Origin of the sequence: Streptococcus chosunensis (assembly GCF_003626515.1) — a bacterium.
Classification (GTDB): Bacteria; Bacillota; Bacilli; order Lactobacillales; family Streptococcaceae; genus Streptococcus; species Streptococcus chosunensis.
In genome coordinates, this window is the sequence record NZ_RBCK01000001.1 from 95,687 (window position 1) to 112,019 (window position 16,333).

General features: G+C 39.9%; 15 protein-coding genes and 1 other annotated feature. All 15 genes read left to right on the forward strand.

From position 1 onward, the window contains the following. The first annotated feature begins 130 nt into the window (after nucleotides 1–130). The 15 genes from pbp2b to D7D54_RS00665 all read left to right on the forward strand — a co-directional run bounded on the left by pbp2b (nucleotide 131) and on the right by D7D54_RS00665 (nucleotide 16,319). Nucleotides 131–2,188 carry a penicillin-binding protein PBP2B gene (gene pbp2b / locus D7D54_RS00595; RefSeq protein WP_120718583.1) on the forward strand — a complete coding sequence of 686 codons (2,058 nt, stop codon included), beginning with the start codon at nucleotides 131–133 and terminating at the stop codon, nucleotides 2,186–2,188. 10 nt (nucleotides 2,189–2,198) lie between these two features. Next, on the forward strand, nucleotides 2,199–2,795 hold the full coding sequence (gene recR, locus D7D54_RS00600) for a recombination mediator RecR (protein ID WP_000966754.1): 597 nt from the start codon (nucleotides 2,199–2,201) through the stop codon (nucleotides 2,793–2,795). Between the two features lie 174 nt (nucleotides 2,796–2,969). After that, on the forward strand, nucleotides 2,970–4,013 hold the full coding sequence (locus D7D54_RS00605) for a D-alanine--D-alanine ligase (RefSeq protein WP_120718584.1): 1,044 nt from the start codon (nucleotides 2,970–2,972) through the stop codon (nucleotides 4,011–4,013). An 84-nt stretch (nucleotides 4,014–4,097) separates the two neighbouring features. After that, nucleotides 4,098–5,471 carry a UDP-N-acetylmuramoyl-tripeptide--D-alanyl-D-alanine ligase gene (locus D7D54_RS00610; RefSeq protein ID WP_120718585.1) on the forward strand — a complete coding sequence of 458 codons (1,374 nt, stop codon included), beginning with the start codon at nucleotides 4,098–4,100 and terminating at the stop codon, nucleotides 5,469–5,471. Beyond that, nucleotides 5,458–6,069, forward strand: coding sequence for an NUDIX hydrolase (locus D7D54_RS00615; protein ID WP_020901689.1), 612 nt, complete (start codon nucleotides 5,458–5,460; stop codon nucleotides 6,067–6,069). The genes D7D54_RS00610 and D7D54_RS00615 overlap by 14 nt, the downstream gene beginning before the upstream one ends. A 90-nt stretch (nucleotides 6,070–6,159) precedes the next feature. Continuing rightward, on the forward strand, nucleotides 6,160–6,864 hold the full coding sequence (locus tag D7D54_RS00620; protein ID WP_020901690.1) for a YwaF family protein: 705 nt from the start codon (nucleotides 6,160–6,162) through the stop codon (nucleotides 6,862–6,864). A 213-nt stretch (nucleotides 6,865–7,077) separates the two neighbouring features. After that, nucleotides 7,078–8,457, forward strand: coding sequence for a cell division protein FtsA (gene ftsA, locus D7D54_RS00625; protein ID WP_020901691.1), 1,380 nt, complete (start codon nucleotides 7,078–7,080; stop codon nucleotides 8,455–8,457). A gap of 17 nt (nucleotides 8,458–8,474) precedes the next feature. Beyond that, nucleotides 8,475–9,731, forward strand: a complete 1,257-nt coding sequence (gene ftsZ / locus D7D54_RS00630) for a cell division protein FtsZ (RefSeq protein WP_000144254.1) — start codon at nucleotides 8,475–8,477, stop codon at nucleotides 9,729–9,731. 4 nt (nucleotides 9,732–9,735) lie between these two features. Then, nucleotides 9,736–10,407 carry a YggS family pyridoxal phosphate-dependent enzyme gene (locus tag D7D54_RS00635; RefSeq protein ID WP_020901692.1) on the forward strand — a complete coding sequence of 224 codons (672 nt, stop codon included), beginning with the start codon at nucleotides 9,736–9,738 and terminating at the stop codon, nucleotides 10,405–10,407. Between the two features lie 9 nt (nucleotides 10,408–10,416). Continuing rightward, nucleotides 10,417–10,950, forward strand: a complete 534-nt coding sequence (locus tag D7D54_RS00640; protein WP_020901693.1) for a cell division protein SepF — start codon at nucleotides 10,417–10,419, stop codon at nucleotides 10,948–10,950. Continuing rightward, a complete protein-coding gene (locus D7D54_RS00645; protein WP_020901694.1) occupies nucleotides 10,950–11,213 on the forward strand; it encodes a YggT family protein in 264 nt (87 codons plus the stop codon). The genes D7D54_RS00640 and D7D54_RS00645 overlap by 1 nt, the downstream gene beginning before the upstream one ends. After that, nucleotides 11,210–11,995, forward strand: coding sequence for a YlmH family RNA-binding protein (locus tag D7D54_RS00650; RefSeq protein ID WP_020901695.1), 786 nt, complete (start codon nucleotides 11,210–11,212; stop codon nucleotides 11,993–11,995). Before D7D54_RS00645 ends, D7D54_RS00650 begins: the two co-directional genes overlap by 4 nt. 8 nt (nucleotides 11,996–12,003) lie before the next feature. Then, on the forward strand, nucleotides 12,004–12,789 hold the full coding sequence (locus tag D7D54_RS00655; protein WP_020901696.1) for a DivIVA domain-containing protein: 786 nt from the start codon (nucleotides 12,004–12,006) through the stop codon (nucleotides 12,787–12,789). Continuing rightward, nucleotides 12,790–13,001, forward strand: a binding site (T-box leader). A 45-nt stretch (nucleotides 13,002–13,046) separates the two neighbouring features. Next, entirely contained in the window at nucleotides 13,047–15,839 is a 2,793-nt protein-coding gene (gene ileS, locus D7D54_RS00660) for an isoleucine--tRNA ligase (RefSeq protein WP_120718586.1), read from the forward strand. A gap of 111 nt (nucleotides 15,840–15,950) precedes the next feature. Next, nucleotides 15,951–16,319: a hypothetical protein gene (locus tag D7D54_RS00665; protein ID WP_020901697.1), complete on the forward strand. Its 369-nt coding sequence runs from the start codon at nucleotides 15,951–15,953 to the stop codon at nucleotides 16,317–16,319. Nucleotides 16,320–16,333: the final 14 nt, after the last annotated feature.

A 16,333-nucleotide genomic window follows, 5' to 3' on the forward strand; every position in this document is an offset into this window, starting at 1 on the left:
TTTATTATATCATATAATGTAGGGATGGATAAATAAAATCGTATTTTCCTGTAAAATGGGAAAAGCTCCCTTCTTTTCCAAAATTTCTTCTTAAATTATGGTACAATGAAGAGTAAGATTTTAAATAGAAATGAGACTGATTTGTATGAGGAAATTTAACAGCCATTCGATTCCGATTCGGCTTAATTTATTGTTTTCAATCATCATTTTACTCTTTATGACCATTATTGGTCGCCTGCTTTATATGCAGGTTTTGAACAAGGATTTTTATGAGACAAAATTAGCATCGGCTAGTAAAACAAAGGTGACTACTAGTTCAGCTCGAGGTGAAATTTATGATGCCAGTGGCAAACCCTTGGTTGAAAATACTGTGAAACAAGTTGTTTCCTTTACTCGAAACAACAAAATGACGGCTGCAGATTTGAAAGAAACAGCCAAGAAGTTGCTAGCCTATGTGGGAGTTTCTTCTCCAACATTGACTGACCGACAGTTGGCAGACTATTACCTAGCAGATCAAGATGTCTATAAGAAAACAGTGGAGGCTCTCCCAAGCGAGAAACGGTTGGATTCAGATGGCAATCGTCTATCCGAATCAGAACTGTATAACAATGCGGTCGATAGTGTCCAAACGAGTCAACTAAACTATACAGAGGATGAAAAGAAAGAAATTTACCTCTTTAGCCAACTTAATGCAGTTGAAAATTTTGCGACAGGGACCATTGCAACAGATTCCTTGACAGATACTCAGATTGCCTTGATAGCCTCGGCCTCTAAGAATTTACCTGGTATCAGTATTTCAACCTCGTGGGATCGAAAGGTCCTAGAGACTTCACTTTCGTCTATAGTAGGAAGTGTATCCAGTGAAAAAGCCGGTCTTCCAGCTGAAGAAGCAGATGCTTATATCAAAAAGGGTTATTCTCTAAATGACCGTGTTGGAACCTCTTATCTAGAAAAACAATATGAAGAAACCTTGCAAGGAAAACGCTCGGTGAAAGAAATTCATCTAGACAAGTATGGCAATATGGAAAGTGTCGAAAATATCGAAGATGGTACCAAAGGGAATAATATTAAACTGACCATTGATTTGGCCTTCCAAGATAGTGTGGATGCTTTGCTGAAAAGTTATTTCAATTCCGAGCTAGGAAATGGTGGAGCCAAGTATTCTGAGGGTGTGTATGCAGTTGCTCTAAATCCAAAAACAGGTGCTGTGTTATCCATGTCAGGGATCAAACATGACCTGAACACGGGAGAGTTAACACAGGATTCCTTGGGAACTGTGACCAATGTCTTTGTACCCGGTTCGGTTGTTAAGGCCGCTACCATCAGCTCAGGTTGGGAAAATGGTGTTTTATCAGGAAACCAAACCTTAACAGATCAGCCTATTGTTTTCCAAGGTTCAGCTCCAATTTATTCTTGGTATAAATTGGCATATGGATCTTTTCCTATTACAGCTGTGGAAGCCTTGGAGTATTCATCTAATGCTTACGTGGTTCAAACCGCTCTTGGAATCATGGGCCAGACCTATCAACCAAATATGTTTGTTGGAACCAGCAATTTGGAAACAGCTATGGGAAAACTTCGTTCGACATTTGCTGAATATGGTCTTGGAGCCTCAACAGGCATTGACCTTCCAAATGAGTCAACTGGTTTTATACCAAAAGAGTATAATTTCGCTAATTACATTACCAATGCCTTTGGTCAGTTTGATAACTACACCCCAATGCAATTGGCCCAGTACGTTGGAACTATTGCCAACAACGGTGTTCGGATTGCACCTCACATTGTCGAGGGGATTTATGGAAACAATGAACAAGGAGGCTTAGGGGACTTAATCCAAACTGTTGATACCAAGGAAATGAATAAAATTAATATTTCTGAGTCTGATGTTTCCATCCTCCAACAAGGCTTTTATCAAGTGTCACATGGTGGTAGTGCTTTGACAACCGGTCGTGCCTTTTCCAATGGTGCAGCTGTATCCATTAGTGGAAAAACAGGTACCGCCGAAAGTTATGTGGCGGATGGTCAGCAAGCAACCAATACCAATGCGGTGGCCTATGCCCCATCTGATAATCCCCAAATCGCTGTGGCAGTGGTCTTTCCTCATAATACCAATCTAACAAATGGTGTAGGACCTTCCATTGCGCGTGACATTATCAATCTGTATCAAAAATACCATCCAATGAACTAGAAAGGAATTTATGCTTTATCCAACACCCATTGCCAAGCTGATTGACAGTTATTCTAAGTTACCAGGTATCGGGATTAAGACGGCTACACGTCTGGCCTTTTATACGATTGGTATGTCTGATGATGATGTCAATGAATTTGCAAAAAATCTCCTTTCTGCTAAGAGAGAATTGACCTACTGTTCAATTTGTGGTCGATTAACTGATGATGATCCTTGTTCTATCTGTACCGATCCGACTCGTGACCAGACAACGATTTTAGTTCTCGAAGATAGTCGCGATGTGGCAGCCATGGAGAATATCCAAGAATACCATGGACTCTATCATGTCTTACATGGTCTTATTTCTCCCATGAATGGTATCAGTCCAGATGATATCAATCTCAAGAGCCTTATGACTCGTCTTATGGATAGTGAAGTTTCAGAAGTGATTGTGGCGACCAATGCTACAGCAGATGGGGAAGCGACATCCATGTATCTTTCACGTTTGCTCAAGCCAGCTGGTATCAAGGTTACGCGTCTAGCACGAGGTCTCGCTGTCGGAGCGGATATTGAGTATGCGGATGAAGTTACACTCTTACGAGCCATTGAAAATCGAACAGAGTTGTAAGTCTAGACAAATTAATACACTCAATTCATTTATACAAAAATCACGGAGACCGACAGTTGTTTTATCGGTCTCTTTTTAGATTTATTGAAGACCAGTATCAGGTTCAAGTTTCAAAAAAGAAGCAAATATGATATACTAAAGAACGAGTATTCTATTAGAATTGGAACAAATAATATGAAACAAACGATTATTCTTTTATACGGTGGACGTAGTGCAGAGCGTGAAGTCTCTGTTCTTTCAGCTGAAAGTGTCATGCGTGCGGTCAACTACGACCGTTTCACAGTCAAGACTTTCTTCATCAGCCAGTCAGGTGACTTTATTAAAACGCAAGAATTTAGCCAGACTCCAGGTCAAGAGGATCGTCTTATGACCAATGAAACCATTGATTGGGATAAGAAAGTTGCACCAAGTGCTATATACGAAGAGGGAGCAGTGGTCTTTCCAGTCCTCCACGGTCCGATGGGAGAAGATGGCTCAGTTCAAGGATTCTTGGAAGTTTTGAAAATGCCTTATGTTGGTTGTAACATATTGTCATCTAGTCTTGCCATGGATAAAATCACCACTAAGCGTGTCTTAGAATCTGTCGGGATTGCCCAAGTTCCTTATGTGGCCATTGTCGAAGGTGATGATATGACTGCTAAAATTGCTGAAGTTGAAGAAAAATTGACTTATCCAGTTTTCACAAAACCATCTAACATGGGTTCTAGTGTCGGTATTTCTAAGTCTGAAAATCAAGAGGAACTTCGTCAAGCCTTGAAACTTGCCTTCCAATATGACAGCCGTGTCTTGGTAGAGCAAGGGGTAAATGCTCGTGAAATCGAGGTTGGTCTCTTGGGCAACTACGATGTCAAGAGTACGCTACCAGGAGAAGTAGTCAAGGATGTTGCCTTTTATGACTACGATGCCAAGTATATTGACAACAAGATTACCATGGATATCCCAGCTAAAATCAGTGATGATGTGGTAGCTGTCATGCGTCAGAATGCAGAAACTGCCTTCCGTGCTATTGGTGGCCTCGGTCTCTCTCGTTGCGATTTCTTCTATACAGATAAGGGAGAGATTTTCCTAAACGAGCTCAATACCATGCCAGGTTTCACCCAGTGGTCTATGTACCCACTACTTTGGGACAATATGGGAATCAGCTACCCAGAACTAATCGAGCGTTTGGTTGACCTTGCCAAGGAAAGTTTTGACAAGCGCGAAGCGCATTTGCTATAAAATGAAAGAGGGGGGTAGAAGCCAGAACCATCACTGCAAGGTGACTAGAGTTCTCGAGCTTCGACCCTTTTTAAAGGAGTAGAAATGAAATTAACAATCCATGAAGTGGCTCAAGTTGTAGGAGCTAAAAATGATATCAGCATCTTTGAGGACACCCAGTTAGAAAAAGCTGAGTTTGACAGTCGTTTGATTGCGACAGGAGATTTATTTGTGCCCCTCAAAGGTGCGCGTGACGGTCATGACTTTATCGAAACAGCCTTTGAAAATGGTGCTGCAGTAACCTTGTCTGAGAAAGAAATCGCAAATCATCCCTACATTTTAGTAGCTGATGTTTTGACGGCCTTTCAAACCCTAGCTGCCTACTATCTTGAAAAAACAGGAGTTGATGTCTTTGCTGTTACAGGTTCAAATGGCAAGACAACGACCAAGGATATGTTATCTCACTTGCTATCAACAACCTACAAAACTTACAAAACACAAGGTAACTACAATAATGAGATTGGCCTTCCCTACACAGTTCTCCACATGCCTGAAGGAACAGAAAAGTTGGTCTTGGAGATGGGGCAGGATCACTTGGGAGATATTCATCTCTTGTCAGAATTGGCTCGTCCAAAAACAGCCATCGTGACCTTGGTTGGTGAGGCCCATTTAGCCTTTTTCAAAGACCGTTCTGAAATTGCTAAAGGAAAAATGCAAATTGCTGATGGCATGGCGTCTGGTTCCTTACTTTTGGCACCAGCAGATCCGATTGTAGAGGACTTCTTGCCTACTGATAAAAAGGTGATTCGTTTTGGCTCAGGAGCAGAGTTGGAAATTACCGACTTGATTGAGCGTAAGGACAGTCTGACTTTTAAGACTAATTTCTTGGAACAAGCTCTTGATTTGCCAGTGACTGGTAAGTACAATGCCACCAATGCTATGATTGCATCTTATGTTGCCCTGCAAGAAGGAGTTTCAGAGGAGAAAATTCGTTTGGCTTTCCAACATCTTGAATTGACGCGTAACCGTACTGAGTGGAAGAAAGCTGCCAATGGAGCAGATATCCTATCAGATGTTTACAATGCCAATCCAACTGCTATGAAGCTGATTTTAGAGACTTTCTCTGCCATTCCAGCCAATGAAGGTGGCAAGAAAATTGCTGTCTTGGCGGATATGAAGGAACTTGGTGACCAGTCTGTTCAACTCCATAATCAGATGATTTTGAGCCTTTCTCCAGATGTGCTTGATACCCTTATTTTCTATGGAGAAGACATTGCCGAATTAGCCCAATTGGCCAGTCAAATGTTCCCAATCGGCCACGTTTACTACTTCAAGAAAACAGAAGAACAAGACCAATTTGAAGACCTAGTCAAGCAAGTCAAAGAGAGACTTGGAGCCCATGACCAAATCCTGCTCAAAGGTTCTAACTCTATGAATCTAGCCAAGCTGGTAGAAAGTTTAGAAAATGAAGACAAGTGATTTTATCAAGTATCTGCAAAGAATGATTGCCCTTACAGATACTGGATTAACCTTTACAAAAGATCCTTTCGACCGTGAGCGTTACGAGGACTTGCGAAGCCTGTTATCTGAAATGTTGAATCAAGCATCAGACCTTGATGCAGAAGAAGTGGCAGAAGTCTTGAAACCAACGTCTGCTTATGCAACTCCTTTAATGGACGTCCGTGCTTGGATAGTTGAGGATGAAAAAATTTGTCTGGTTAGGGGACAAGGAGAGGATAGTTGGGCTTTGCCAGGTGGTTTCGGTGAAGTCGGCTATTCTCCAACTGAAAATATTATCAAGGAAATTGAAGAAGAAACCGGTTTTGAAGCCAAAGTAGAAAGACTTCTAGCTGTTTTTGATACCAATCGTTTCCAACTTCAGAGCAAACAATATGCAAAGTTTGTTTTTGAATGTAAGCTTCTTGATGGACAATTCCAAGAAAATCAAGAAATTGCTGCTCTTCAATTTTTTGCTATTGACCAACTGCCAACCTTATCTGAAAAACGCATTACCAAGGAGCAAATAGAACTTCTTTGGCAGATTTATCAAGGTCAGAGGGAGCAATATCTTGACTAAGAAGATGATTATCGTATTTCTAAATCCATTTTTCTTAAGTAGCATGGTATAATAAAATGCAGGAAAATTTTGAATAATGAGGAAGACTAGATGAATTTATGGGATATTTTCTTTACGACCCAAGCAACCGAGCCACCTAAATTTGATCTTTTTTGGTATATCAGTATATTTGCACTCTTGGGTTTGACCTTTTATACAGCCTATCGCTATCGTGAAAAGAAGGCTTACCAACGATTTTTCCAAATCTTACAGGCAGTTCAGTTGATTCTACTTTATGGTTGGTATTGGGTCAATCATATGCCGCTGTCAGAAAGTTTACCTTTTTACCATTGCCGTATGGCTATGTTTGTGGTGCTTTTGCTTCCTGGTCAGTCTAAATATAGGCAGTATTTTGCATTATTGGGGATATTTGGGACATTAGCAGCCTTTGTTTATCCAGTGCCAGATGCTTATCCTTTCCCACATATTGCGATTTTATCCTTTATCTTTGGCCACTTAGCTCTCTTGGGGAACTCTCTAGTTTATCTATTGAGACAGTATAACGCGCGATTGCTGGATGTGAAGGGAATTTTTCTCATGACCTTTGCACTAAATGCCTTGATTTTTGTGGTCAATTTAGTAACAGGTGGAGATTACGGATTCTTGACAAAACCACCATTGGTTGGAGACCATGGCTTAGTAGCTAATTATTTGATTGTTTCTATAGCCTTGTCTGCAGCAATAACTTTGACTAAGAAAATCTTGGAACTATTTTTAGAACAAGAAGCAGAAAAAATGATTGCAAAGAAAGCTTAAAATCAAGCTTTCTTTTTTCATAAATCTAATTTTTTATAACTTGTTTGGAAAATACAAAAATATGATGAGCGAATGTAAAAAAATGGTAAGTAAATTTAGGAAAAACTAAGCACGATTGGATTTTTTGTGTTATAATATTCTGTGAATAGCTATGCCCTGTTTTAGCTATATTGAATAGAAGTTTGAAACTTGGAAGAGAGAGGATGCGATGTAATGGCTAGAGATGGTTTTTTTACAGGCTTAGATATCGGAACTAATTCGATTAAGGTATTGGTTGCCGAGCTTAGAGATGGTGAACTTAATGTAATTGGTGTAAGTAATGCCAAGAGTAAAGGTGTAAAGGATGGGATTATCGTTGATATTGAAGCAGCAGCAACTGCTATCAAGTCAGCTATTTCCCAAGCAGAAGAGAAAGCTGGCATTTCAATTAAATCTGTGAATGTTGGTTTGCCTGGAAATCTTTTGCAAGTAGAACCGACTCAAGGAATGATTCCAGTTACATCTGATACAAAAGAAATTACAGATCAAGATGTCGAAAATGTTGTCAAATCAGCCTTGACAAAGAGTATGACACCAGATCGTGAAGTCATTACTTTTATTCCTGAAGAATTTATCGTAGATGGTTTCCAAGGTATTCGTGACCCACGTGGCATGATGGGGGTTCGTCTTGAAATGCGTGGCTTACTTTACACTGGTCCACGTACTATTCTTCACAATTTACGCAAAACAGTTGAGCGCTCAGGTGTTCAAGTTGAAAATATTATTATTTCACCATTGGCTTTGGTTCGTTCAGTCTTGAATGAAGGAGAGCGTGAATTTGGAGCTACTGTGATTGATATGGGAGCAGGTCAAACAACTGTTGCTACAATCCGTAACCAAGAACTCCAGTTTACAAATATTCTTCAAGAAGGTGGAGATTATGTCACAAAAGATATCTCTAAAGTCTTGAAGACTTCACAAAAACTAGCTGAAGGATTGAAATTAAACTATGGTGAAGCCTACCCTTCACTTGCAAGTAATGAAACCTTCCAAGTTGAAGTGATTGGTGAAGTAGAGCCTGTTGAGGTTACAGAAAGCTACCTAGCAGAGATTATTTCAGCTCGCATTAAACACATTTTTGAACAAATCAAACAAGAGTTGGAAAGAAGACATTTGTTGGATCTTCCAGGTGGGATTGTTCTGATTGGTGGAAATGCTATTTTACCAGGTATTGTAGAACTTGCGCAGGAAGTATTTGGCGTTGGTGTTAAACTTTACGTTCCAAATCAAGTTGGAATCCGTAACCCTGCCTTCGCTCATGTGATTAGCTTATCTGAATTTGCTGGTCAATTGACTGAAGTGCATTTGTTAGCACAACGAGCAGTCAAGGGTGAGGATACTTTGCGTCACCAACCAATTAATTTTGGTGGGATGATTCAACGTGTTACGCAGGTAGCACAACCTACCCCTATTCAACCAGTTCAAAATACTGAGGTAGAGCAATCAGCTTCTACGAACGTAGTTGCTCCAAAAGAAGATAAAGTATCTTCTCAAAATAAACCAAAAATCGCAGATCGCTTCCGTGGTTTAATTGGAAGTATGTTTGATGAATAAAAGAGGAAAAATAAACTATGACATTTTCATTTGATACAGCGGCTGCTCAAGGTGCAGTGATTAAAGTAATCGGTGTTGGTGGAGGTGGCGGTAACGCCATTAACCGCATGGTTGACGAAGGTGTTGCAGGCGTAGAATTTATCGCGGCAAACACAGATGTACAAGCTTTGAGTAGTACAAAAGCTGAGACTGTAATTCAGTTAGGCCCTAAATTGACCCGTGGTTTGGGTGCTGGCGGTCGACCTGAAATCGGTCAAAAGGCAGCCGAAGAAAGCGAAGAAGCCTTGACTCAAGCTATTACTGGAGCAGATATGGTCTTCATTACTGCAGGTATGGGAGGTGGCTCAGGTACTGGTGCAGCTCCTGTTATTGCCCGCATTGCTAAAGATTTAGGTGCTCTTACAGTTGGTGTTGTGACACGTCCTTTCGGTTTTGAAGGAAGCAAACGTGGCCAATACGCTGTAGAAGGAATCAATCAGCTTCGCGAACATGTAGATACTCTATTGATTATTTCAAACAACAACTTGCTTGAAATTGTTGATAAGAAAACTCCACTTCTTGAAGCTCTTAGCGAAGCAGATAATGTACTTCGCCAAGGTGTTCAAGGGATTACTGATTTGATCACAAACCCTGGTTTGATTAACCTTGACTTTGCCGATGTGAAAACAGTTATGGCAAATAAAGGAAACGCCCTAATGGGTATCGGTATCGGTAGTGGTGAAGAACGTGTGGTAGAAGCAGCTCGTAAGGCAATCTACTCACCACTTCTTGAAACAACTATTGACGGTGCTGAGGATGTCATCGTCAACGTTACTGGTGGTCTCGACTTGACTTTGATTGAGGCAGAAGAAGCTTCAGAGATCGTCAACCAAGCGGCTGGCCAAGGAGTGAATATCTGGCTCGGAACATCTATCGATGAAAACATGAAAGATGAAATCCGTGTTACAGTTGTGGCAACTGGTGTTCGCCAAGATCGTGTTGAAAAAGTTGTTGGTCATGCACCAAGACAAGCTGTTCGTCATGAGCAAGCAAGTCCTAGTCATGCACACAATCATAATCGTCACTTTGATATGGCTGAAACTGCAGAAATTCCAAGTCCAGCACCTCGTCGCACAGAAACTTCTCAATCTTCAGCGTTTGGTGATTGGGACTTGCGTCGTGAGACAATTGTTCGACCAACTGATTCAGTTGTATCACCAGTTGAACGTTTCGAAGCGCCATCTTTACACGATGAGGATGAATTAGACACTCCTCCATTTTTCAAAAATCGTTAAGTAAATGAATTTGAAAGAAAATACAGAACGTGTTTTTCAACAAATAAAAGATGCAAGTCAGCAGGCAGGAAGAGAAGCCAATTCTGTTTCGGTTCTTGCTGTTACAAAATATGTAGACGTACCGACAGCGGAGGCTTTGCTTCCGCTAGGTGTGCATCATATTGGTGAAAATCGTGTGGATAAATTTCTTGAGAAATATGAAGCTTTAAAAGATAGAAATATTACTTGGCATTTGATTGGAACTTTGCAAAGACGCAAGGTTAAAGATGTCATTCAGTACGTTGATTATTTCCACGCTTTGGATTCATTAAAGCTAGGAGAGGAAATTCAAAAAAGAAGTGACCGAGTTGTTAAGTGTTTCTTACAAGTAAATATCTCAAAGGAAGAGAGCAAACATGGCTTTTCAAGGGAAGAACTATTAGAGCTCTTGTCAGAATTGGCCACCTTAGATAAAATCGAATATGTCGGCTTGATGACCATGGCTCCTTTTGAAGCTAGTAGTGATGAGTTGAAAGAGATTTTTAAAGCTACGCAGGATTTGCAACTAGAAATTAGAGAAAAACAAATTCCCAATATGCCAATGACGGACTTGAGTATGGGTATGAGTCGTGACTACAAGGAAGCGATTGAATTTGGCTCAACATTTGTCAGAATTGGTTCAGCATTTTTTAAATAGGAAAGAACTATGTCTTTAAAAGATAGATTTGATAAATTTATAGATTACTTTACAGAAGATGGAGAAGATGTTGGTACTCCATATCAGCCTAAAGCTGAAGAGCCGATTGTGACTCCAGTTCCTTCTGTTCAAGAGTTGCCTCAACAAGCTGCTAGCACGCCATCTAAAGATAAAAACATCACTCGTCTTCATGCCCGTCAACAAGAGTTGGCTATGCAAAGTCAACGTTCTACTGATAAGGTGACAATTGATGTTCGTTATCCACGCAAATATGAAGATGCCACAGATATTGTTGATTTATTAGCTGGTAACGAAAGTATTTTGATTGATTTCCAATATATGACAGAAGTCCAAGCTCGTCGTTGTTTGGATTATCTGGATGGGGCGCGTCACGTTTTAGCTGGTAACATGAAAAAGGTAGCATCTACTATGTACCTGCTGACACCAGTTGATGTTGTCGTCAATATTGAAGATATCAAAATTCCAGATGAATCACAAAATGGTGAATTTGGCTTTGACATGAAACGTACGAGAGTGAGATAATGCTCTTTCTCATTCGTTTTATTCAAAATGCAGTGGATATCTATTCACTGATTTTAATCATTTTTGCCCTGATGTCTTGGTTTCCCAATGCTTATGAATCACGTCTTGGACGCTTGATCATTAGTTTAGCGAAACCGATAATAGCTCCCTTGCAACGTTTACCCCTCCAGATTGCAGGTCTTGACTTGTCTGTCTGGATTGCGGTATTACTAGTTCACTTCCTAGGGGAACAGTTGATTCGACTTTTAGTAATCTTTCTATGAACAAGATGATTTATCAACACTTTTCTAAGAATGATTCGTCATTTATTGATAAGGGAGCAGAATGGATAAAAAAGGTAGAAGATTCTTATTCTCCTTTTTTAACACCTTTTGTAAATCCCCATCAAGAAAAGATTTTAAATGTTTTAGCATCAACCAACGGCATCTCCTATATGAGCAGTCGGCAGTTTCTTGATACTGAATATGTACGGGTTCTCCTGTATCCTGATTATTTTGAGCCAGAATTCTCTGATTTTGAATTATCCTTGCAAGAAATTGTCTATCCTAGTAAGTTTGAGCGATTAACACATGCAAAAATATTAGGGACTGTTTTAAACAAGCTGGGAATTGATAGGAAGCTATTTGGTGATATCTTAGTCAATGAAGAGAGGGCGCAGATTATCATTAATCGACAGTTTATGCTCCTTTTTCAAGACGGCATTACGAAAATTGCTCGTTTACCGGTTCGTCTAGAAGAACGGGATTTTACTGAGAAAATTACTACAGTAGAAGATTATCAAGAATTAGATATTTGTATCGCTAGTTCTAGATTAGATGTTTTTTTAGCAGGTGTCTTCAAGTTGTCTAGAAATCAGGCAAGTCAGCTAATTGAAAAGCAGGCAGTCCAAGTGAATTACCATTTAGTTGAAAAATCAGATTATGCAGTCCAAGTTGGTGATTTGATTAGTGTGAGGAAATTTGGTCGATTAAAACTCGTTAGGGATAATGGGCAAACAAAAAAAGATAAAAAGAAATTAACGGTCCAATTGTTATTAAGTAAGTGAGGAAAAATATGCCAATTACATCGTTAGAAATCAAAGATAAAACCTTTGGTACAAGATTTAGAGGTTTTGATCCAGAAGAAGTTGAAGAATTTCTTGAAATTGTTGTTCGTGATTATGAAGATTTAGTTCGAAGCAATCATGATAAAGAGTTGCATATCAAGAGCTTGGAAGAACGTTTGTCTTACTTTGATGAGATGAAAGATTCTTTGAGTCAATCAGTATTGATTGCTCAAGATACGGCAGAGCGTGTGAAACAAGCTGCTCAAGATCGTTCTAATAATATTATCCAACAGGCAGAGCAAGATGCCCAACGTTTGCTTGAAGAAGCAAAATATAAGGCTAATGAGATCTTGCGTCAAGCTACTGATAATGCTAAAAAAGTTGCTGTTGAAACTGAAGAATTGAAGAACAAGAGCCGTGTCTTCCACCAACGTCTCAAATCTACTATTGAGAGCCAGTTAGCAATTGTTGAATCATCAGATTGGGAAGATATTCTGCGCCCAACAGCTACCTACCTTCAGACAAGTGATGAAGCATTTAAAGAAGTTGTTGGTGAAGTTCTTGGTGAGTCAGTATATTCACAACCAGAAGAAGAACCAATCGATATGACTCGTCAATTTACACCTGAAGAAATGGCTGAGTTACAAGCTCGAATTGAGGCTGGTAATAGAGAATTAGCTGAATTTGAAGCTCAACAAGATCATTATGTAGAAGAACATTTAGAGCCAGTTGAAGTCGAAGCCCCTTCATCGAATGAGGAAGATACAAATAAAGAATCTGTCCTTATCTTATAATGAATAGTGATATGTGAGAACAATATCTTATCCTTATATTTTCAGCGAGCAGGAGATGGTGTGAGTCCTGTAATCCCTAATGATAAGATTATCCTCTCAAAAACTCAAGTCTGAAATTAGTAGGATTTGACGTTCCCCACGTTACGGGATAAGAGGGAGAAAGACTAAATCTTTTTCCGAATAAAGGTGGTACCACGATTTTCGTCCTTTTTGGCAGTCGTGGTTTTTAATTTGTTATTATTTATAAAGGAGATACCATGAAACTCAAAGATACCCTTAACCTTGGAAAAACAGCTTTCCCAATGCGTGCAGGGCTTCCTACCAAAGAGCCAGTTTGGCAAAAGGAATGGGAAGATGCAAAACTTTACCAACGTCGTCAAGAATTGAACCAAGGAAAACCTCATTTCACCTTGCATGATGGCCCTCCATACGCGAACGGAAATATCCACGTTGGACACGCTATGAACAAGATTTCAAAAGATATCATTGTTCGTTCAAAATCAATGTCAGGTTTTTACGCACCATTTATCCCAGGTTGGGATACTCATGGTCTGCCAATCGAGCAAGTTTTGGCAAAACAAGGTGTCAAACGTAAAGAAATGGACTTGGTTGAGTACTTGAAACTTTGCCGTGAATACGCTCTTTCTCAAGTAGATAAACAACGTGAAGACTTTAAACGTTTAGGTGTTTCTGGTGACTGGGAAAATCCATATGTGACTTTGACTCCTGACTATGAAGCAGCTCAAATCCGTGTATTTGGAGAGATGGCTAACAAAGGTTATATCTACCGTGGTGCCAAGCCAGTTTACTGGTCTTGGTCATCTGAGTCTGCCCTTGCAGAAGCAGAGATTGAATACCATGACTTGGTTTCAACTTCTCTTTACTATGCAAATAAAGTAAAAGATGGCAAAGGTGTTCTAGATACAGATACTTATATCGTAGTCTGGACAACTACACCATTCACCATCACAGCTTCTCGTGGTTTGACTGTTGGTGCAGATATTGATTACGTTTTGGTTCAACCTGCTGGTGAAGATCGCAAGTTTGTGGTTGCTGCAGAATTGTTGACTAGCTTGTCTGAGAAATTTGGCTGGGCTGATGTTCAGGTCTTCGCGACCTACCGTGGTCAAGAATTGAATCATATCGTAACAAAACACCCATGGGATACAGCTGTAGATGAATTGGTTATCCTTGGTGACCACGTTACGACTGATTCTGGTACGGGTATTGTCCATACAGCCCCTGGTTTTGGTGAGGATGACTATAATGTTGGTATTGCTAATGGTCTTGAAGTCGCAGTGACTGTTGACGAACGTGGTATTATGATGGCCAATGCTGGTGCTGAGTTTGAAGGTCAATTCTATGAAAAGGTAGTTCCAACTGTTATCGAGAAACTTGGTAACCTCCTTCTTGCCCAAGAAGAAATCTCTCACTCATACCCATTTGACTGGCGTACTAAGAAACCAATCATCTGGCGTGCAGTACCACAATGGTTTGCCTCAGTTTCTAAATTCCGCCAAGAAATCTTGGATGAAATTGAAAAGGTTAAATTCCACTCAGAATGGGGTAAAGTCCGTCTTTACAATATGATCCGTGACCGTGGCGACTGGGTTATCTCTCGTCAACGTGCTTGGGGTGTTCCACTTCCAATCTTCTACGCTGAAGACGGTACAGCGATTATGACTGCTGAAACCATTGAACATGTGGCTCAACTCTTTGAAGTACATGGTTCAAGCATTTGGTGGGAACGCGATGCTAAGGACCTTTTGCCAGAAGGATTTACACATCCAGGTTCACCAAATGGTGAGTTTAAGAAAGAAACAGATATCATGGACGTTTGGTTTGACTCAGGTTCATCATGGAATGGAGTTGTGGTAAACCGTCCAGAATTGACTTACCCAGCAGATCTTTACCTAGAAGGTTCTGACCAATACCGTGGTTGGTTCAACTCTTCACTTATCACATCTGTTGCCAATCATGGCGTAGCACCTTACAAACAAATCTTGTCACAAGGTTTTGCCCTTGATGGTAAAGGTGAGAAGATGTCTAAATCTCTTGGAAATACCATTGCTCCAAGCGATGTTGAAAAACAATTCGGTGCTGAAATCTTGCGTCTCTGGGTAACAAGTGTTGACTCAAGCAACGATGTGCGTATCTCTATGGACATCTTGAGCCAAGTCTCTGAAACTTACCGTAAGATTCGTAACACCCTTCGCTTCTTGATTGCCAATACATCTGACTTTAACCCAGCTCAAGATGCAGTCGCTTACGATGAGCTTCGTTCAGTTGATAAGTACATGACGATTCGCTTTAACCAGCTTGTGAAAACGATTCGTGATGCTTACGCAAACTTTGAATTCTTGACAATCTACAAGGCCTTGGTGAACTTTATCAACGTTGACTTGTCAGCCTTCTACCTTGATTTTGCCAAAGATGTTGTTTACATCGAAGGTGCCAAATCATTGGAACGTCGTCAAATGCAGACTGTCTTCTATGACATTCTTGTCAAAATCACCAAACTCTTGACACCTATCCTTCCTCACACTGCTGAAGAAATCTGGTCATATCTTGAGTTTGAAGCTGAAGACTTCGTCCAATTGTCAGAATTGCCAGAAGCAGAAACTTTTGCTAATCAAGAAGAAATCTTGGATACATGGGCAGCATTTATGGATTTCCGTGGACAAGCTCAAAAAGCCTTGGAAGAAGCGCGTAATGCCAAAGTAATAGGTAAATCACTTGAAGCACACTTGACAGTTTATCCAAATGAAGTGGTGAAAACTCTACTCGAAGCTGTAAACAGCAATGTAGCTCAACTTTTAATCGTGTCTGAATTGACCATCGCAGAAGGACCAGCTCCGGAAAATGCTGTAAGCTTTGAAGATGTAGCCTTCACTGTTGAACGCGCTGCAGGTGAAGTATGTGACCGTTGCCGTCGTATCGACCCAACAACAGCAGAACGTAGCTACCACGCAGTTATCTGTGACCACTGTGCAAGCATTGTAGAAGAAAACTTTGCAGACGCAGTCGCAGAAGGATTTGAAGAGAAATAATCGAATTATAGATTAAAAAAGTTTTCTGTGTGTGTATTTTAGTTTGATATAAAAGAAAATATTAAACAAAAATAATGTACAATATTAATTTTTAATGAAAAGGAAATATTGATGAAAAAGAAAACACTTGCTCAATTAGATGGTATCATTGGTTTAGTTACAGGAACTATTCTAACCATTTTGCCAATTATTATAATTATGATTGCCTCTATATTTGATGATGAAGAAGTTGTTGGTGTCATCTTAGGAATTATTTTTATTATTTTTAGTTTAGTAAAAATTGGAATTTTAATTCTAGGTATTCTCTCACTAATATACTATAAAGATGATAATAGAATTTCTATTGCACCCTCAGTCTTATTAATTGTTGGCTCTGCACTTGCATTGGTTCCATTATTAGGATGGATAGGGGGAATCGTCATTATTGTTGGTGCTTCATTATTTTTAGGAAGCCTCAAAAAATTTAAAGTTGAACTATAAATAGAGTTTTTGTC